At 68.6% G+C, this 19,014-nt stretch carries 18 protein-coding genes; 13 read left to right on the plus strand and 5 right to left on the minus strand.

The window, feature by feature from the left end; translation table 11 throughout:
• The first annotated feature begins 93 nt into the window (after positions 1-93).
• The 8 genes from ACI8UR_RS04355 to ACI8UR_RS04390 are packed head-to-tail and all read left to right on the plus strand — an operon-like array spanning position 94 to position 6,007.
• The gene (locus tag ACI8UR_RS04355) at positions 94-966 is read left to right on the plus strand and encodes a precorrin-3B C(17)-methyltransferase (protein WP_411715190.1); all 873 of its coding nucleotides are present in this window, start codon (positions 94-96) and stop codon (positions 964-966) included.
• 2 nt (positions 967-968) lie between these two features.
• Positions 969-1,985: a precorrin-3B C(17)-methyltransferase gene (cobJ, locus tag ACI8UR_RS04360; protein WP_411715189.1), complete on the plus strand. Its 1,017-nt coding sequence runs from the start codon at positions 969-971 to the stop codon at positions 1,983-1,985.
• Between the two features lie 2 nt (positions 1,986-1,987).
• Complete coding sequence (locus tag ACI8UR_RS04365) at positions 1,988-2,221, plus strand: ferredoxin (RefSeq protein WP_411715188.1); 234 nt, start codon at positions 1,988-1,990, stop codon at positions 2,219-2,221.
• Positions 2,218-2,886, plus strand: a complete 669-nt coding sequence (locus ACI8UR_RS04370; RefSeq protein ID WP_415087593.1) for a cobalamin biosynthesis protein — start codon at positions 2,218-2,220, stop codon at positions 2,884-2,886. Before ACI8UR_RS04365 ends, ACI8UR_RS04370 begins: the two co-directional genes overlap by 4 nt.
• Entirely contained in the window at positions 2,886-4,073 is a 1,188-nt protein-coding gene (locus ACI8UR_RS04375; RefSeq protein WP_411716069.1) for a CbiX/SirB N-terminal domain-containing protein, read from the plus strand. Before ACI8UR_RS04370 ends, ACI8UR_RS04375 begins: the two co-directional genes overlap by 1 nt.
• Positions 4,074-4,079: 6 nt before the next feature.
• On the plus strand, positions 4,080-4,451 hold the full coding sequence (locus ACI8UR_RS04380) for a DUF3209 family protein (protein ID WP_411716070.1): 372 nt from the start codon (positions 4,080-4,082) through the stop codon (positions 4,449-4,451).
• The gene (locus ACI8UR_RS04385; protein WP_411716071.1) at positions 4,444-5,661 is read left to right on the plus strand and encodes a transcriptional regulator; all 1,218 of its coding nucleotides are present in this window, start codon (positions 4,444-4,446) and stop codon (positions 5,659-5,661) included. The genes ACI8UR_RS04380 and ACI8UR_RS04385 overlap by 8 nt, the downstream gene beginning before the upstream one ends.
• Before the next feature lie 49 nt (positions 5,662-5,710).
• Complete coding sequence (locus ACI8UR_RS04390) at positions 5,711-6,007, plus strand: hypothetical protein (RefSeq protein ID WP_411716072.1); 297 nt, start codon at positions 5,711-5,713, stop codon at positions 6,005-6,007.
• On the opposite strand, the gene ACI8UR_RS04395 is transcribed toward ACI8UR_RS04390, so the two are convergent.
• Genes ACI8UR_RS04395 through ACI8UR_RS04405 form a run of 3 tightly spaced genes read right to left on the minus strand, consistent with a single transcriptional unit; the run spans position 6,004 to position 9,054 of the window.
• A complete protein-coding gene (locus ACI8UR_RS04395; protein ID WP_411716075.1) occupies positions 6,004-6,723 on the minus strand; it encodes a CbtA family protein in 720 nt (239 codons plus the stop codon). The genes ACI8UR_RS04390 and ACI8UR_RS04395 overlap by 4 nt on opposite strands.
• On the minus strand, positions 6,723-6,911 hold the full coding sequence (locus tag ACI8UR_RS04400; protein WP_411716076.1) for a CbtB domain-containing protein: 189 nt from the start codon (positions 6,909-6,911) through the stop codon (positions 6,723-6,725). Before ACI8UR_RS04400 ends, ACI8UR_RS04395 begins: the two co-directional genes overlap by 1 nt.
• 40 nt (positions 6,912-6,951) lie before the next feature.
• Positions 6,952-9,054: a VWA domain-containing protein gene (locus ACI8UR_RS04405; protein ID WP_415087594.1), complete on the minus strand. Its 2,103-nt coding sequence runs from the start codon at positions 9,052-9,054 to the stop codon at positions 6,952-6,954.
• A gap of 34 nt (positions 9,055-9,088) precedes the next feature.
• On the opposite strand from ACI8UR_RS04405, the gene ACI8UR_RS04410 reads away from it, so the two are divergent.
• From ACI8UR_RS04410 to ACI8UR_RS04420, 3 genes are read left to right on the plus strand one after another with little or no spacing between them, the layout of a single operon-like run.
• Entirely contained in the window at positions 9,089-13,165 is a 4,077-nt protein-coding gene (locus ACI8UR_RS04410; protein ID WP_415087595.1) for a cobaltochelatase subunit CobN, read from the plus strand.
• Positions 13,155-13,919: a precorrin-8X methylmutase gene (locus ACI8UR_RS04415; protein ID WP_411715535.1), complete on the plus strand. Its 765-nt coding sequence runs from the start codon at positions 13,155-13,157 to the stop codon at positions 13,917-13,919. The genes ACI8UR_RS04410 and ACI8UR_RS04415 overlap by 11 nt, the downstream gene beginning before the upstream one ends.
• Positions 13,916-14,653 (plus strand): cobalt-precorrin-7 (C(5))-methyltransferase, encoded by a 738-nt coding sequence (locus ACI8UR_RS04420; RefSeq protein WP_411715534.1) that lies wholly within the window; start codon positions 13,916-13,918, stop codon positions 14,651-14,653. The genes ACI8UR_RS04415 and ACI8UR_RS04420 overlap by 4 nt, the downstream gene beginning before the upstream one ends.
• Here ACI8UR_RS04420 and ACI8UR_RS04425 read toward each other — a convergent pair.
• The gene (locus tag ACI8UR_RS04425) at positions 14,650-15,798 is read right to left on the minus strand and encodes a cyclase family protein (RefSeq protein ID WP_411715533.1); all 1,149 of its coding nucleotides are present in this window, start codon (positions 15,796-15,798) and stop codon (positions 14,650-14,652) included. The genes ACI8UR_RS04420 and ACI8UR_RS04425 overlap by 4 nt on opposite strands.
• A 39-nt stretch (positions 15,799-15,837) precedes the next feature.
• Positions 15,838-16,551 (minus strand): CbiX/SirB N-terminal domain-containing protein, encoded by a 714-nt coding sequence (locus tag ACI8UR_RS04430; protein ID WP_411715532.1) that lies wholly within the window; start codon positions 16,549-16,551, stop codon positions 15,838-15,840.
• A gap of 134 nt (positions 16,552-16,685) precedes the next feature.
• Between ACI8UR_RS04430 and ACI8UR_RS04435 the strand changes: the two genes are divergently transcribed.
• Together ACI8UR_RS04435 and ACI8UR_RS04440 are read left to right on the plus strand one after the other, a co-directional pair.
• Complete coding sequence (locus ACI8UR_RS04435) at positions 16,686-17,714, plus strand: nicotinate-nucleotide--dimethylbenzimidazole phosphoribosyltransferase (protein WP_411715531.1); 1,029 nt, start codon at positions 16,686-16,688, stop codon at positions 17,712-17,714.
• On the plus strand, positions 17,711-19,006 hold the full coding sequence (locus ACI8UR_RS04440; protein ID WP_415087596.1) for a cobyrinic acid a,c-diamide synthase: 1,296 nt from the start codon (positions 17,711-17,713) through the stop codon (positions 19,004-19,006). Before ACI8UR_RS04435 ends, ACI8UR_RS04440 begins: the two co-directional genes overlap by 4 nt.
• Positions 19,007-19,014 lie beyond the last annotated feature (8 nt).

Here is a 19,014-nt window from a genome sequence, read left to right on the forward strand (position 1 = left end):
GAGCTGCGAGGACGAGCGGAGCGAGGCCTCGGCTTGTGCGAGCGGTGACGCAGGAACCGCGAGCAGCGAGACCGACCGCAGGGGGGTCTCGAAATGAGCGACCGCAGTGGCGGCGAAACCGATGCCGACACCGACGACTACGGCACGCTCTACATCGTCGGCATCGGCCCCGGCTTGCCGCACGCGATGACCCAGCGGGCCCGAGACGTGATTCAGACGGCCGACTGCGTCATCGCGTCGAACCTCTATCAGGAGTTCCTCAGGCAGGATGGAACGATTCCGCCGGAAGCCGCAACTGATGGCGGGGTTGCTGCCACCCCGACCAGCGACGAACAGGAGATCGTCCGGTCGTCGATGGGCCAGCAAATCGAGTTGGCGCGGGAGGCCTTCGAGCGCGTCCGGGATGGCCAGGACGTCGCCCACGTCTCCGGCGGCGACCCGAACGTGTACGGCAAGAGCGACCTCATCTTCCTGATGGCCGAGGAGGAAGAGGCCTACGACGTGCCCATCGAGGTCGTCCCCGGTGTCACAGCGGCGCTCGGCGGGGCGGCCAATCTCGGCGCGCCGCTGTCGAACGATTTCTGCACCATCTCGCTGTCCGACAAGTGGCGCGGCTGGGACGAGATCGCCGAGAAGCTACGAGCGGCCGCGATTTCGGGGTTCGTCATCGTCCTCTATAACTGCTGGCGCGATTACGAGCGGGCCATCGAAGTCGTCCGCGAGGAGCGGGCCGACGACGTCCCCGTCGCCATCTTCAACGACGCGGGACGCGGCGAGGCGGGCCGAAATCTGGAGGACGAAACGCACACCATCACGACGCTCGGTGCGGCGACGGAACACGACGAGAAGGTCGGCGGCATGGGCACCAGCATCCTCGTGGGCACGCACGAATCCCACGAGTGGCGCAACGACCACGGCGAGTTCCTCGTGACGCCGCGTGGCGGCCGCGAGGTGGAGGATTTCTGAGAATGAGCACTGACGACACCACCACGACAGACGCATCGACCGAGAGCAAATGCGGCGCGAGCGAGGCCAAGAGCGCCTCGAAAGCGAGCACCGAAACCGAATCGAAATGCGGCGCCTCGACGACCGAGACCGAAACGGAGAGCAAGTGCGGCGGCTCCTCGTCGAGTTCGTCCTCGTCAGGCTGTGGCGCTTCCAGCAGCTCCGAGGAGGAAGAGGTCGGCGCCACCGTCGACGACTTCGAGAGCGAGCCCGGCCGACTCATCGCGGTCGGACTCGGCCCCGGCAAGCCGGAGGGGATGACGAGCCGCGCGAAGGGTGCGCTGGCCGACGCCGAACACATCGTCGGCTACACGACCTACATCGACCTCGTGCCCGACGAGATCACCGACGATGCCGAGGACATCTACTCCACGCCGATGTGCGGCGAGGTCTCCCGAACCGAGGAAGCCATCGACCGTGCGCTCGCGGGCAACGACGTCGCCATCGTCGGCTCCGGCGACCCGAACGTGTACGCGCTGGCCGGCCTCGCGCTGGAAATCCTCGAATCGAAGGGCGGTACCGCCTCTGCAGTCGACTTCGAGGTCGTTCCCGGCGTTCCGGCGGCCCAATCGTGTGGCGCCCGACTCGGCGCGCCGCTCGTCAACGACACCGTCTCGGTGTCGCTGTCCGACCACCTCACGCCGATGGAGGAAATCGAGTCCCGGCTGCACGCCATCGCGCCGGAAGGGTTCACCATCTCCATCTACAACCCCTGGAGCCGCAAGCGCCGGGAGAACTTCCAGCGCTGCTGTGAAATCCTCCTGGAACACCGCGACCCCGACACGCCGGTGGGTATCGTCCACGGCGCGGCCCGCGACGACGAGGAGACGCTCATCACCGACCTCGGGACGCTGCCCGAACTCGGCGAGGAGGATATCATCGACATGACGACGACCATCGTCGTCGGCAACGAGGACACCTACGTGTGGGACGACCGGATGGTCACCCCGCGCGGCTACGAGACGAAATACGATTACTGACCATGAGTGAGTACCGCGTATCGGTCGACCTGGAGGCGTGCGATGGTATCTTCGCCTGTCTCGTCCGCGACGGCCGCTTCGCCGAAGCCGAGGACGGCCTCGTGACGCTGCCGGATGCCGACCGCGACGGTGGACGGCTCACGGCGACGTTCGACGATGACGACCGCGAGGACGCAGAACAGGCCGCCGCCGCGTGTCCGGTGGACGCTATCTCGGTTCGTGAGGTGGAGCCATGAGCGTCGAGACGGGCGCGCCGAAGAACCTCCTCGATGCCCACCCAGAGACGGCGTATTTCTGGGGCCGCGTCATCGGCGACGGCGAGGTGACCGGAGACGGCGTGACGGTGCGAACGAATGACGAGACGGCCGCCGAACGCCTCGCCGCGGTCGCGGGCGCGGACGGCATCGACCACCGCATCGTCGACCGCGAGTACGCCCATGACACCGCCATAACCCGGTCGGAGGACACCTACACGGTGCAGGCACTCGGCGGCGTCGGTGACCGCGCGGCCGCCGCCCTCGGCCTCCCATTCGAGGGCGATTCGGGCGGCTACCGGCTCGACGCGCTCGCGAAACACGACCGCCAGCTGCTCCGCGGGCTGCTGGAGGGCTGCGGGACGGTCTGTTTCAAATCGTCCGCCGGCACCGTCGGCATCTCCTTCGTCCACGACGACCGGAAGCTGCTCGAACGGACGCGGAAGCTCATCGAGGCCGCGCCGGTCGAAGCGCCGTGTGGCGACCTCTCGGAGACCGCCTCGGGCGGCTACTGGTTCGGCGTCGACGACGACGCTGCGCCCGCGTTTGGCGAGTGGGTGTACGAGGGCAGCGAGAACACGGGGCTGTTCGCGCCGAGTCGGCGGCGCAAGCTCCGCCGGAGCGTCGAGCAGGCGGAGGGGTACTGATGTTGGATGCCGAGGCCGTCGTGCTCGCCGGACACGGCTCGCGCCGCGAGAAGTCGAACGAACAGGTGCGGGAGCTGGCCGCCGACCTGGAAGGGCGGCTCGGCATGCCGGTCGACGCCGGCTTCCTCGAACTCGCGGAGCCGTCCATCGGCGACGCCATCGGCTCGCTCGCGCCGTCGGGTTCGGACGTGACCGTCCTGCCGCTGTCGCTGTTCGCGGCCAGCCACGTCAAGGCCGATATCCCGCTTATCGTCAACGAAGCCCGCTCCGAATACGACGTGACGGTTCACAGCGGCCAACACCTCGGCGTCCACCCCGCCATCGTGGAGTTGCTCGATGAACGCGCGGCCGCCGTCGAGGAACGGCTGGGCGTCGACCGCACCGAGGACGATGTCGTGGTCGTGGTCTGTGCCCGCGGGTCGTCCGACCCCGACTCGAACGGTGACGTCCACAAGCTCTCGCGATTGCTGTACGAGGGCCGGGCGTTCGCGGGCGTCGAAGCGTCGTTCATCGGCGTCACCGAACCGTTGCTGGAGGAGACGCTCCACACCGTCGCCAAGCGGCGGCCCGACGCCGTCGTCGTGTTGCCGTACATGCTCGGCGACGGCGTGCTCACCGAGCGCATCCACGACGGCGCCGCGGAGTTCGACGCCGATTACCCCTACGTCGACGCCGATTCAGGGGAGCCGCTGGGCACCGACGAGCGACTGCTTGCGGTGCTTGCCGACCGCTTCGAAGAGGCCCGCGCGGGCGACGTCTCGATGTCGTGTGACACCTGCAAATACAAGGTCGAGATGGACGGCTTCGAGGAGGAAGCGGGCGGCGCCCGCGCGATGTTGCGCGCGATGACCCATCAGGCCGCCCACGCCGACCGCTCGGACATCGACGACGAACCGCACGTCCACGACGCGCCCGACAAACACGTCGCGGTCTGTACGAACCGCACCTGCGCGGGCGACGGCGCGGCGACGGTGCTCGAACGCGTCCGACAGGCCGTCCGCGACCACGGCGTCGACGCTCGTATCACCCGGTCGTCGTGTCTCGGCCGCTGCGGCGAAGGGCCGAACGTGGCCGTCTACCCCGACGGCGTCTGGTACGGCGACGTCGCGCCCGACGACGCCAGCCGCATCGCTTCGTCGCTTGACCGCGACCGCATCGTCTCCGATCTGGTCTCACAGACCCTCTGAACACGCATGACCTGCCACGAAATCGAAGCACTCCGGCTCGGCCTGATGAACAGCCTCGGCCTCGGCGACGAGGCCGCACGCAAACACGCACGCGACGAACTCGGCGAGACCCCCGAGCCGCACATCGAGGCGCTCGCGGAGGCGGGGACGCTCGCCGATTGCAGCCGGCACCTCGACACCGCCCTCGTCGAACTCGAAGAGGCGGTCGCCGCGAGCGACGCGGCCGCCCCCGAACACGACTACCTCCGGGGCCGCCTCGTCGCCGTGCGCGATGCCGAGAGTGCCCTCGACCGGCTCCTGACCCACGGCGAGGGCGTCCTCGATGGGCTCGGCGAGGCCCACGAGACGCTCCACGAGGCGTTCCCCGTCGATGAGTGAGAGCGACGCCGCGACCCGCGTTCCGCTCGGCGATCTCGACCCCTGTGGCTCCAGACAGGCCGGCCGTCGCTCGGGCGTCACGCTGACCGACGCGGGCCCCGTCGTCGGGCTCGCTGACGGCGGCGTCAGGGCCTTCGAGGAGACGGGCGCGGAACGGTGGGCGGTCGAGGGGTCGGGCAGCGCTATCACGCTCGTCCCGTTCGCCGATGGCGTGTTGGTCGGCGAGCGGTCGGCACGCGGAGGGATTCGCTTCATCCGGGATGGCAAAGAACGATGGCGCCACGACGCCGCCGACGTCATCGGTGGCCCGACCAAGGAGACGCGGTTCTTCCTGCCGATGGTCGTCGACAGTGTGGTCGCGGATGAGACGGCCTACGTCGCCGTCCGGCGCTACGAGCGGCGGAGTGATACTGCGAGCGACGGAGACGGCAGCGAGCGACACTTCGAAAGCGCGGTGTACGCGATCGCACCCGACGGAACCGTCCGCTGGCGCTACGACGCTGACGCCTCGCCCATCTCGCTTGCGGCGCTGGAGGAGGGCGTCGCGGTGGCGTACAACCGCTGTCCCGGCGAGCACGACGATGGCCTCGTCGTCCTCTCGGAAGGGGGTGAGAAACGGTGGGCCTGGGACGCCGACCGAACCGCGACGCGCCGCGTCGGGGACGTGGCGGCTGCGGACGACGGGCTCGTCGTTACGAGCCACGCCGATTACCACGGCTACCGGGTCGTCGACGGCGAGACGGAGTGGCGCGTTCCGCTCGGCGCCCAGCGGGAAACGGGCGATTCGGTGTACACCTACCCGAACCACGTCCACGCGAGCGACGAGGGTGTCGTCTTTCTGACGGGCAACTCCTTCCCCGAGGAGGGTCGCGAGACCGACGAGCGCCACCCGAACGAACAGTCGGCGTTCGGCTACTCGCTGTCGGGCACGGAGCAGTGGCGCGCCGAGGTGGGCGGGTTCTCTCACGAGATCGCCACCGACGGCGACCGCCTCCTGGTGCCCGTCGCCCAGCATTTCCGTGACCGTGACCCGTCCGTCCACGGCTGGCAACTGTTCGACATCGAAGACGGACTCGTCGCGGAAGCGGATGCTGATGGGGTTCTGACGGCCGCTGCAGTAGACAGCGACCGCCGCGTGCTTGTCGAAGAGCCGGTGCGGTACCACGACGACGGGACGGTTCGCGGTCGCTACGCGCTCCGGTTCGCGTAGTGTTGTTCCAAGACACGACGTTATATTCTTTCAGCCCTCAGAGCGCGGTATGAGTGACATAGCGTTGCGACTCTCCGGGCCGAACGGCACCGAGACGCGGCTGCTCGACTCCGAGGAGGCCGCGCTCATCTGTCGGCCGACAACCATCGAACTGCTCCGGGCTATCGCGAAAGAAGAGCCGGCCAGCATCCGGGAGACGGCACGCATCGTCGAACGTGACGTCCGCCAGGTTCACGACAACCTCTGGACGCTCGGCGAACACGGTTTCGTCGAGTTCGAACGCACCGGCCGCTCGCGGCGTCCGTTCGTGAGCTACGACGAGATAGAACTGGAGATCGGCCTTTAATCGGCCGCCGTTGGCGCAACGCTCGGCGCGTCCGGGGTGGGAGCCGAACCGAGACGGCTGTGAGCAGCGGCGATGATTCCCCACAGACCGAGTTGGCCGATGATGACGCTGCCGACGTAGGCCGCCTCGAACGTCGCGGGCACGGCGCTCTCAGTGGCCGGCGACGGAGCGAGGAGAACGGCACTCCCGACGAACACCGCGAAGACGGCGAGGCCGCCAGCCACCGCAGCTGGCCGGCCGTGTGTTTTCAGCCGGTGATACGCCGCGCCGGCGCCGAGACAGTCGACAGCACCGACTGCCATCAGCCCGACGTACAGATACAGCGCGGTGGTGGTCGACATCGCCGTCTCGACGCCGGGCGCTGACGGCGGCAGCACGAGCCATGGGACGCCCGAGACGGTGAGAAAGCCGCCGAGGCCGAGGAGGTAACTCCCGCCGCGGTCGGGCAGCGCCGGCTCGAATAGATAGCCCGCGAGGCCGAACACGACCAGGCCGAAAAGCAGTCCGAGGGCGACGCTACCACCGATTGAGACGACGTGTGTGACGCCCTCCGACACGACGCTTTCGGCCTCTGGGACGTGGCTGTGGGCATGCTCTCCGTGAGCCAGCTCCTCGGCGTGGGCGACCATCGGATTGCCGACCAGGGCGACGTAGAGCCCGTAGGCACCGCCGCCGATGGCGCCGGCGACCGCGCCGCGTTGGAGGTAGTCGTACATCAGTGACAGATGACGCCGGCGACGTGCCGGCCGTTGTGCATCGCGTCGTGGACGAGCGGTTCCTGTGCGAACGCGAGCAGGAACAGCCCGAGCGTGATGGCCAGCAGACCGAGGCCCAGCTGCGTCGGCGAGAGCGTCCCACGAGCGGTATCGATTCGGTTCCGAACGGAGTCGTTTGCTACCGACATTGAAAGTCTGCTTGTAGTAAGAGCAAGCTTGGTTGTAAAACTATCGGCGGGCGTCGGCGACTGCCTCCTCGACACGCTCGGGGGTCAACGCATCGAGCGGGACGCGGTCTCCGTCGGTCGCGGTGACGACATCGCCCAGAAGCCCTCGTTGTTCGCCCGCATCGACACAGACAAGGTGGGCACCCGTCCCGGCCAGCGCCTCGGCAGCACGGCGGGTGTCGGCGGTCGGCCGGTCGGCGGCGTTCGCCCGACCGTCGGAGACAAGCACTACGACGGCCGCCTCCGGGTCGGCGCGGTCGACGACTTCCGCCGCGGTGCGAAGCCCCGCGGGCAGCGGCGTGCGGTCGCCCGTCGGCAGTTCCTTCAGATGGCGGGCCGCGAGCGTCACCGAATCCGTCGGCGGCAGCAATACGTCGGCGTCCTCTCCCGCGAAGGCGACGACGGCCACGCTGTCGCGCTCGGTGTAGGCGTCCTCAAGCAGTTCGAGCGTGACACCTTTCGCAGTGCGCATCGCCGGCCGCATCGACGCGCTGGCGTCGACTGCGAACACGACGAGTGCGTCGCCGTCGCCCGACCGCACCGACTGCCGAAGGTCGCACTCTTCGATGCTGGTCGCCCCGCGCTTTGCTGCCGTCCGAACCGAGGCGGCGGCGTCGATGCCGGCCATACCGTCAGCCTGTTCGCTCCGGACGCGCGCGCCGCGGTTGCTGGCTGCGGGCGCGCTTCCGGCCCGTCCTGACCCGTGGCCACCGTCTGTCTCCGGCGCGTCGATGTCAGGGGCAGCCGCCTCGTTCGGCGTCGCCGCCTCCGCTCGGGGCTGGCCGGGGAGGAGCGGCGTCGCGTCCTCGTCGTCGTCAGGGTCGGTCTCTCCGTCGGCGTCGTCATCAGCTCTCCCCGGTTGCGGGTCGGGTGCGTCGGTGGGGTCGCTACGTTCCTCCGGGCGCTCCTCGGCGTCAGCCTCCGGTTCGGGTCGCGTCTCCGTCTCGTCCGCAGTCTCATCGGTTTCGTCATCGGCGTCTTCGCCCGGTTCATCGCTTCCTTCCTCGGAGTCCGGTTCCGCATCGGCGTCCGCGTCGGGTTCAGCGCCCGCGTCGTCGTCCGCTTCGTTGTCCGCGTCGCAGTCGTCTTCATCCGGCTCCTCGTCCTCGAAATGGTCGTCGATGACTTCGTCGGCGTCAGGCGCGTCCTCGAACGGCGCCGACTGCATCCGGTGGTTCAGGGCGAACTCAGCCGCGAGTCGGACATCGCTGTCGGTGACCGTCGGACGGCCGGCGAGCGCGGCGAGGGCGCACGCGGCGCGGGCGGTCGCGATGTCCGCCCGGTGGCCGTCGACGCCAGCATCGACGCAGAGCTCCGCGATATCTCGTTTCTGGTCGTCGGTGAGCGCGACATCGGCCAGGAGTTCGCGGGCCTGCCGTAGCTGGGTGCGGTACTCGTCCGTCTGGTCGGGGCCAGGTGGCGTCTCGTGGAGGTCGCCGTCGATGACCGCGACGCGGTCGTCGATGTCGCGTTCGCCTCGCACGTCCACGGAGAGGGCGAATCGGTCGCGAAGCTGCGGCCGGAGGTCGCCCTCCTCGGGGTTCATCGTGCCGATGAGGGTGAACTCGGCGGGGTGGGCGACGCTGACGCCGTCGCGCTCGACGCGGTTGACGCCGGAGGCGGCGGCGTCGAGCAACACGTCGACGAGGTGGTCATCGAGGAGGTTCACCTCGTCGACGTAGAGGAGGCCGCGGTTGGCGCGCGCGAGCAGGCCGGGGTCGAACTCCGCCTCGCCAGCGAGGGCGTCCGAAACCGAGAGCGTGCCGACGACGCGCTCCCGTGTCGCCCCGAGCGGGAGCGTCACGAGCGGGACGGGCCGCGTCTCGACCGGCAGCGTCGCACGCTCACGGCAGTCCCCACACTGCCGAGAGCGGTCGTCCGGCGGACAGCCGTACGGACAGTCCGCGACCGCGCGCTGGGCGGGGAGCAAGTCGGCGAGGCCCTGCACCAGCGTCGATTTGGCGGTGCCCTTCTCGCCGGAGACGAGCAGGCCATCGAGCCCGCTGTCGGTCGCGACGGTCAGGAGCGCCTGCTTGAGTCGCGCCTGGCCCACGACCGCGCCGAACGGCGTGGAAACGCTTTTGGTTTCGGCGAAATCAAACACAGTTGTATTAGCACAACGCGAGTTTATCAATATTATGCCCCGAATTGGACTTTACACCGCGACGGAAAACGAACTGGGGGCGCTCCAGCGCGCCGCCGGCGAGGTCGACAGCGACCTCGTCGTCCGCTCGGAGAGCGACCTCGACGAACCCGACGATGTCGAGGCGTTCTGCGACGAACTGACCGACTGTGATGTCGTGGTGTTGTGGCTCCACGGCGCGAAAGACAGCATGCCGGGCTACGACCGCGCGATTGACGCCTGCTACGAGGCGGGCGTCCCCGTCATCGTGAAAGCCACCGGCGACGCCTTCGCTATCGAGGATACCACCGTTCCGACGGGCGTCCGCGATACCGTCTGTGAGTACCTCGAGAAAGGCGGCAGCGCGAACCTCGCGAACGCTGTCCGCTATCTGACCGACCGCTTCACCGCTGCCGAACCGGAGTACGACGACCCCGTTTCGCTGCCGACCGAGGGCGTCTATCACCCCGACCACCCCGGCGCCTCCTACGAGGAGTTGCGCGCGACGCTCGACCCCGAGAAACCGACCGTCGCGGTGTGGTTTTACGAATCCCACTGGACACACGAGAACACCCGCTACGTCGACGCGCTGGTGCGGGCTATCGAAGACCAGGGTGCCGACGCCCTCCCCGTCTTCTGTAATCCGGTGACCGACACCGAGGAACAGGAGGATAGCGAGGCATCGGAAGATGCCTCGGGCAGCCGGGCGCGGCCCGGCGACGCCGAATGGGTCGTCGACAACTGGCTCCTGGAAGACGGCGAACCCATCGTCGATGCCGTCTGCTCGTCGTTCATGTTCTCGCTGTCGATGGCCGAGCGCGGCCGCGACGCCGATGACGAGGGCGGCAACGCCGAGGAGGTCTTCCTCAAGCGCCTCGGCGTGCCCGTCCTCCAGACTGTCACGACGATGCGCTCTCGCTCCCGCTACGACTCCAGCGACACGGGCGTCATGGGCTTCGAACTCGCCCTCTCCGTGGCGCTGCCGGAGTTCGACGGCAACGTCATCACCCACCCCATCTCGGGGAAGGAACGCACCAACGACGCCGCTGGTATCGGCAGCGCGCCGAAACAGCATTTCCCCATCGACGACCGCATCGACCACGCCGCCTCGCTTGCGGTGAACTGGGCGAACCTGCGGTACACGCCGAACGACGAGAAGAAGGTCGCCGTCGTCCTGCACAACTACCCGCCGAGCGACGACGGCATCGGCACGGCGTTCGGCCTCGACTCGCCCGAGTCGACCGTCAATCTGCTCTCGGAGCTTCGCGCCCGCGGCTACGACCTCGGCGAGGCGCCACGCGCCTCGGAATCGTCCAGCGGGGAGCGAAGCGACCCGCGAGACGGAAATCGCTTCCCCGACTCCGGCCAGTCGCTGATGGAGACGCTGACCGCCCAGTTGACGCTCGACGACCGCTGGGTCGCACCCGAAGACGTGCGTGACCTCTCCGTCGATGTCGTCTCGCCCGACCAGTACGACGCCTGGTGGAACGAGGCCGACGCGGCGTTCCGCGAGAACGTCGTCGAGGAGTGGGGCGAGGCGCCCGACCGGCCCTTCGCCATCCCCGGCGCGGAGTTCGGCAACGTCCTCGTGACCGTCCAGCCGCCGCGTGGCTTCGGCATGGATCCCTCGAAGGTGTACCACGACTCCGACCTCCAGCCGCCGCACGACTACTACGCCTTCTACGCGTGGCTTCGGAACGCCTTCGAAGCCGACGCCGTCGTCCATCTGGGCACGCACGGCTCCTTGGAGTGGCTCCCCGGCAAGACGGTCGGGCTCGACGCCGAGAGCGCCCCCGACGCACTCGTCTCCGACCTGCCGAACGTCTATCCCTACATCATCAACAACCCCGGCGAGGGAACGCAGGCGAAGCGGCGGTCGTACGCGGCCGTCGTCGACTACCTCACGCCGCCGATGGCCAACGCCGGCACCTACGACGACCTCGCCGAACTGGAAGAACTCGCAGACCAGTACCGAGAGGCCGGCAGCGACGCCGGCGACACCGTCGAGCGCCTCCTGCGGGAGCAAATCGACGAACTCGACCTGGCCGTCGAGCTTGGCATCGCCGGCGAGATTGACGAGCGCGAGGCGCCACGCGCCTCGGGAGGCTCGAGCGGGGAGCGAAGCGACCTGCGAGAGCAGGCCGACATCCGCGGGCCCGAGGAAGCGGGGACGACGCTCGCGGAGGGTGCGGTTTCCGGCGACGAGGTCGACATCGACGAACTCGTCGAGCGCGTCCACGCCTATCTCACGGACGTGAAGACGACCCAGATTCGGATGGGGCTGCACACGATGGGCGAACCGCCCGAGGACGACCGGCTCGTCGAGTATCTGGTCGCGCTGACGCGGCTCGAAAACGCCGGCGCGCCCAGCCTTCGCGAGAGCGTCGCGGGCGTCCTCGGCGTCGATTACCAGCGGATGCTCGATGCGCCCGGCGAGTACGACGAGACGCTCGGGATGACCTATTCGCAGGCCGCCGACGAGGTGCACGAACTGAGCGTCGAACTGGTCGAAACGCTCACGGAACGGGACTTCGACGTCCCCGAATCCGACGTGGAAGCGGGCCCCGACGACGAGGTGAACATGAACCTCCTCGTGGTCGATATCGACCCGCTCGGCGACGCCCGAGTGCAGGGCGGCGCACACGACGACCTGCGCGAGGCGCTTTCGTTCATCTGTGAGGAGGCCGCACCGGGCGTCTTCGGCGCCGAAGACGAGATTCCCCAGACTGCGGACGCACTCAATGGCGAGTACGTCCAGCCGGGGGGCTCCGGCGCGCCCACCCGTGGCGGCGTCGACCTGCTGCCGACCGGCCGGAACTTCTACACGCTCGACCCGCGGAAGGTGCCCGCCAGGTCGGCGTGGGAGGTCGGCCGAGAAGTCGCCGAGGGGACGCTCGAACGCCACCACAGCGAACACGGCGAATATCCCGAAGAAATCGGCGTCGTCGCGTGGGGCACGCCGACGGTGCGGACGCGCGGCGAGACCATCGCCCAGGTGCTCGCGCTGATGGGTGTCGAACCGGTGTGGACCGACGCGGGCCGCATCGACGACGTCGAGCCGATTCCGCTGGACGAACTCGGGCGCCCGCGCGTCGACGCGACGACGCGCGTTTCGGGGCTGTTCCGTGACGCGTTCCCGCAGGCGGCGGGCGTCATCCACGACGCTGTCGAGGCGGTCGTCGACCTCGATGAGCCCCACGAGATGAACTTCGTGAAGAAACACGTCGACGAGGAGGCCGAGGAGCTGGAAGCCGAGGGGCTGGATGCGGAGGATGCCCGCGACGCCGCCATGCCGCGAGTGTTCACCACGCGGCCGGGCGGCTACGGCGCCGGCACGAACAAGGCCGTCGACGAGGGGAACTGGGACGACCGCGCCGACCTCGCGGAGGTGTACGTCCAGTGGGGCGGCTACGCACTCGGCTCACGGGGCCGCGTCTCCGAAGACCGCGACGCCTTCCGGCGCCGCCTCGGCAGCGTCGAGGCGACCGTCAAAATCGAGGACACGATGGAACAAGACGAATTCGACTCCTCGGACTGGTATGCCTTCCACGGCGGTTTCATCACCGCCGTTTCAGAGGTGTCGGGCGAAGAGCCGGCCTCCTACGTCGGCGACTCCTCCGACCCCGACAACATCGACGTTTACACCAACGAGGAGAAGGTTCGCAAGGCGATGCGTGCCCGCGTGCTCAATCCCGAGTGGCTCGATTCGATGGAAGAACACGGCTACAAAGGCGCCGGCGACCTCTCACAGACCGTCGACGTGACGCTCGGCTGGGATGCCACGACGGGCGTCATCAGCGACACGCTGTGGGACGACGTGGCCGAGAAATACGCCTTCGACGAGGACAGACAGGAGTGGCTCCGGGATGTGAACCCGTGGGCGCTTGAATCCATCACCGACACGCTGCTTGAGGCCATCGACCGCGATCTCTGGGACGCCGACGGCGAGACCGAAGAGCGCCTGAAAGACCTGAATCTGCGGGTCGATGGCGACCTGGAGGAACGGGCCACGGAGCGCGAGCGCAGCGAGGGCTCCGGAACGAGCGAGCGGCGCAGCCGCGAGCAGGAGGAGGTGGCAAGCGATGACGACTGATGCCGAACAGGACGACGATTTCGAGGAGTACGCCGATCTCGGCGCGACGACCTCGGACGCCTTGGAGATCGCCGAGACGAGCATGGACAGAGTCCACGAGCTCGTCCCCCAGGAGACGCTGGCCGACCGCCAGCGGGCTAAGGCCGTCCACGCGACGGGCGACCCCGAGTTCCAGCATCTCATGCGATTCACCGGCGAGGACGAGTCCGAGCCGCTGCGGGCCGGTGCACAGGCGGTGCTCGAGGAGCGACCCATCGTCACCGATATCACGATGGTCAAATCGGGGATTACGGGACGCGGCCACGACTGCCCGGTGCGGAAGGCCATCGGCAACGGCGCCGACCTCGCGGCGGAGACGGGGATGACCCGAACCGCTGCCTCGGTGCTCGAACTGGACAAACAGGGCGTCTACGACGGCGCTATCGCTGTCGTCGGGAACGCACCGACAGCGGCGCTCGCGCTGGCCGACTGTATCGAGCAGGGCACCCGTCCAGCAGTGGTCGTCGCCACACCCGTCGGCTTCGTGAAAGCCGCAGAGAGCCGCAAGCGGCTGCGGGAAGCCTGCAGTGAACACGGCGTGCCCGCCATCACGAACGTCGGCCGACGCGGGGGTAGCGGGCTCGCTGCGGGGCTGACGAACGAGCTGGTACACGTCGCAAGCGACGTGCGGGATGGCGAAGTTTCGGTAGAAACCTCAAAGAGCCGAACGGAGAGCGACGCGAACTGTGAGACAGTGGGGGAACTGGAGCTGTGACCGACGAGGTCGAGTTCCCCGACGAGCCGGCCGAATTCGCGGCCAGCGTACCCGAACCGGACGGAGACGGCGAGGTGTACGCCGTCGGCATCGGCCCTGGGAACCCCGAGTATCTCACCCGGCGCGGCGTACGCGCCATCCGTGAGGCCGACATCGTCGTCGGCTTCGAGACGGTCGTCGAGTTCGTCCGCGATGAAATCGAGGGCGAGGCCCTGACCTGCGGCTACCGGGACGAGCCCGAGGTGCTGGCGACGTTCCGCGACCGCATCGCCGACGGCGCAACCGGGACGGCGGTGCTCATGGGCGACCCGAACCACTCCGGCTACCAGTTCGTCGGAAAGGTCGAATCGGCCGTCGAGGCGCCCGTCGAGGTGATTCCAGGCATTTCCTCGCTGCAGATCGCCGCCAGTCGCGCCCGGACGCCGATGGAGGAGACGACGTTCGTCACGCTACATAAAAGCGGCCCCATCGAGGCCGACCTAAAGCGACTCGAACGCGACGCGGGTGACCGCCACCTGCTCGTGTTGCCGCGACCGTATGACTGGATGCCTGAGCGTATCGCACACCGATTGCTGGAGGCTGGCGCGCCCGACTGTGAGGCGCTCGTCCTGGAGCGGTTGACCCACGAGGACGAGTCGATGACACTGACGTCACTCTCCGAGTTGGCAGCCGATATCGACTCGAAGGAGGCGACGGCGTTCTCCGACCTCTCGGTACTCGCGGTTCGGCGTTAGTCGCCGTCGGTCGCCTTCAGGACGACCGGGTTCGTCGGCCCACCTGTTGCTCGCTGAATATGGAGCGGCGCGGCGGTGAGGAGGAACTCGTAGATACCGTCCTCGGTACAGGCTGCCGCGAGGTCGTCGAGCCATAACATCTCGACCAGCGGCAGCCCGAGATTCCGCAGGAAAGCCCCGTGGAGCGGCAGGACGTACGTCTCCCCGTCGATGCGCTGGGTGACGCGCTCGATGGCGACGTTGTCGGCACCGAGGGCGGCGATATCGCGGTCGTGAACCCACTCGACCAGTTCCTCACTAAACGCGAGACCGGGTTCGTCGGTGGGGTTCCACGCGGCCTCGGGGTCGCGGGTGTGGCCCATCGACCCCGTGCGCACGAGCAGGATGTCGCGTTCCGCGACCGTGACGCCCTGTGCATCGGCCGTCGTCTGGAGGTCATCGAGCGTGATTTCGGCGCCCATCGGCAGGCGAGTGTCGTCGCCGTCGTCGCGGTGGCGGGCGACGTCGAGAAGGACGCCGCGGCCAGCGACCCCCGCGTCGGCGAGCGGCGCGATGGAGGCGTTGGCGTGGCCCCGGGTTTCGGCTACCTTGCCGTCGAACCCCTCGACGGGCGTGTCGAAGCGCTTTGTCGCAGCCGTCGCATCGGCGTCGAAGCCGTTGTAGAGGTAGTCGCCGTACCACGCATGCCCGAGGGCGTCCATATGGGTCGTCCCCTGGAGGTAGAACGGCGTCGAGAAGCGGTCGTCGGAGAACTTCATGCCGGCGCTGGGGTCGCGCTCGCCCTCGCGGTACGCGCGCTCGTCGGAGGTGTTGTCACGGCGGGAAACGTCACGGCCGGGGAAGGCTGGGTCACCGGTGGCCGTCGACCCCTCGGGGATCGCCTCGCCGGTGAGCGGCAAGCCGAGCGTGAATCGCTCGATTGCATCGTCGCCACCGGCGAGGGCGGCCCGCATTCCCGCGGCCGCTTCGGCGCTGCCCAAGAGATTGAGCGTGCCGCGCTCGTCGTCGTCGCCCCACCGATCCCAGTTGTCGGGGAGGCCATCCAATAGCGTCGCGACGTGTGGCGTCTCCGGCGGGCCGCCGTCGGCCGCGAAGGCGAGCGCGGCCCCGCAGCTCGGTGAGCAGTCGTGGTCGTCCTCGTGCATGGCGGGAACTGCGGCGGGCACGAAAAATACCTGCTGGCGTCAAGCGTCGCCGCTGCCGTCGGTCGCGACGGGCTGGACGGACGCAGTGCCGGAGTCGATGGCGCGGGCTTTGGCGAGTTCGGCCTCGATGGCGTCTGTGACGGCCTCGTGGGCACCGAGCGGGTCGGCGTATGCGAGGCCGCCGCGGTCGAGTTCCAGCTTCTCCGGAAGTGCGCGCTCAGTCTCTTCACACGGCGCGACGAAGAAGGGGACGGCGACGGCCCGGTCGCCGGTGAGGTTGTACCGGACGCACTCCGCGGCGGGGTTCTGCAACAGATAGGCAGTCGTCACCTCGCCGAAGGCCGACTCCTCCCGGAGGCGGGCGGCGTGTTCCTCAGTGGCGTCGCGCTGTCCAGATCGGGAGGTGTCGCCGAAGGCGACGAGCGCGAGCGAGGCATCCGAGCCTGCTTCGACGACCTCACGGGCGCGGTCTTCGAGCGCGCGGGTCACCGCAGGACTGGCGCCGACCGGCTCACAGTGACGCGCCGTGGGGAGCGCGCCCGGAATTCCCTGGGCCGTGTCGCGGCCGGGTGCGGCGGCCATCGGCACGACGTAGGTCGTCCCGTCGGCATCGACATCCAGCTCGGAAGGGTCGTGGTCATACGTCTCGACGGCGACGTTGTCGGCGACATCACGGTCACGGAGTCGCGCCGCGTGTCGCTCCGCTACCTCGCGAGCATGTGCCCGGCTGACGAGCAGAAGTTCGTCCGTCATGGATGTATAATCAATTACGCTTGTATTAGCGCAATCCTGATTGTATTGCTGTGTGTCGGCATTCGGTAAATACGTTTCGGGGAGTCTCGGCTCGACCCGCAACCTCAAGTGCGATTGCACGAACAGCAACCATAGTGACTCGCTTTATCCTCTGTGCAGGGTCGACTCGAACGGCCGCTATCGACGGAATCAGCGCTGCTGGCGCCGAAACCGACGTGATGGCCCACACGCCGAGTGCGGATGCCGAGATTCTCGCCTACGGCCATCCCGTGCGGGCACCGGTCGTTCCCGTCTCCCCGACCGGCTGCCCGACGCCGGCCGTCATCACGCGCGCCATCCGGGAGCGCCTCGGCTTCGAGTACACCGTCGTCGACGCCGGCCTCGAAGAGCAGACGGGCGCCCCGACGGTGACGGTCGGCGCCCGCGCAGGCGACGACATCCGCGAACGCGACCCCGTTCCATCGGCCCCGGGCGCCTTCGCCGCCGCCCGCCAGTTCGGCCGGCGGCTCCCCGACGACGAGGTGTTCCTGGCCGAGACGATTCCGGGCGGGACGACCACCGCACTCGGCGTGTTGACCGCCCTTGGCGAGGGCGACGCGCTGGGCGACCGGACGGTGTCCTCCTCGCTCCCCGAGAACCCACTGGCGCTGAAACAGGAGGTCGTCGCCGAAGCGCTCGAAGCCTCCTCGCTCAAGCCCGGCGATGCGACCGATGAGCCGCTCGTCGCACTCCGACGCGCTGGTGACCCCGTGCTTGCCGTCGTCGCCGGCATCGCTGCCGGCGCCCTGGAAACCGACACGGCGGTCACGCTGGCCGGTGGCACACAGCTCGTCGCCGCCGCGGCCTGCCTCCGGCATGGCGGCTACGACGGCACGCTCGACCTCGCGACCACTTCGTTCATCGACGCCGACCCCACCGTCGACCTGGCTGCCGCCGCAGAGGCGCTCGACCTGTCGGTGACGGTGAGCGACCCCGAATTCACCGACGACCACCCCGCGATGGGCGCGTATCTCGCCGGGGAAGCCAAGGAGGGCGTCGGAATGGGTGGCGCGCTCGCGCTCGCAGAGCGCGCGAAGCTCCCGAAGGCCGAGATTCACGACGGCATCAGAGACGTGTACGGCCGGCTGTTGGCCGAATCCGACAAAGAGGTGCCACAGCCGTGAACGGCGTCGTCCTCGCCGGCACGTCCTCCGGCGTCGGCAAGACCGTCGCCTCGCTGGCCGTCCTGCGGGCGCTCCAGCGCGCCGGCCACGACCCACAGCCGGCCAAGGCTGGCCCGGATTTTATCGACCCGAGCCACCACGCGGTCGTCTGTGACCGCCCCTCCCGGAGCCTCGACCCCTGGCTCTGCGGCGAGGTGGGCTGCCGGCGCAACTACTGGCGCGGGACGGGCGACATCTGCATCGTCGAGGGGATGATGGGACTGTACGACGGGACGAACTCGACGGCCTACGTCGCCGAAACGCTCGATCTGCCCGTCGTTCTCGTCGTGGATGCGAAGGCGGGCATGGAGAGCGTCGCGGCACAGGCGCTCGGCTTCCGGGAGTACGCCGCCGAAGCCGACCGCGACATCGACGTGATCGGCGTCCTCGCACAGCGCGCCCACGGCGGCCGCCACGAATCGGGCATCCGCGATGCGCTTCCGGACGTGCTCGAGTACGTCGGCCGCATCCCACCGCTGTCGGGCCTCGAAATCCCCGACCGACATCTCGGGCTTCACATGGGCGAGGAGGCACCCATCGACACGGAAACGCTTGACGAGGCGAGCGAGCACATCGACACCGAGCGACTGCTCGATATCGCCCGTGAACCGCCACGCCCCGACATCGGGTCGGTCGGCCCACGAACCGATGCTACGGTCGCCGTCGCCGACGACGCGGCCTTCTGCTTCCGGTATCCCGCCACGCTGGAACGCCTCCGCGAACGCGCCGACGTGGTGACGTTCTCCCCCGTCGCTGGCGACCCGCTGCCCGACTGCGACGGCGTCTACCTCCCCGGCGGCTATCCCGAACTCCACGGCGCGGAACTGGAAGCCGGCGGTACACTGGAAGAACTCGGCGCCCACGCTGCCGAGGGCCTGCCCGTTCTCGGAGAGTGTGGCGGGCTGATGGCGCTTTCGGAGACGCTGACCGACACCGACGGCGACACCCACGCGATGGCCGGCGTCCTCCCTGCCGACATCGAGATGTGCGACCGCTATCAGGCGCTCGACCACGTTGAGTTGGAGGCCCGCAGCGGAACGCTCACGGCCGACGCAGGCGAGCGGATACGCGGCCACGAGTTCCACTACTCGACGGCTGACGTGGCTCCGGACGCGACCTTCGGGTTCGACGTGAAACGGGGGGATGGAATCGCCGACGGCATGGACGGGCTCACTGAATACCGGACGCTCGGCACGTACGCACACGTCCACGCCGAGAGCGGTGCCTTCGACGCCTTCGTCGGTTCGCTATAATCCGCGGA

The organism is Natronomonas sp. (genome assembly GCF_047616845.1).
Lineage (GTDB): Archaea > Halobacteriota > Halobacteria > Halobacteriales > Haloarculaceae > Natronomonas.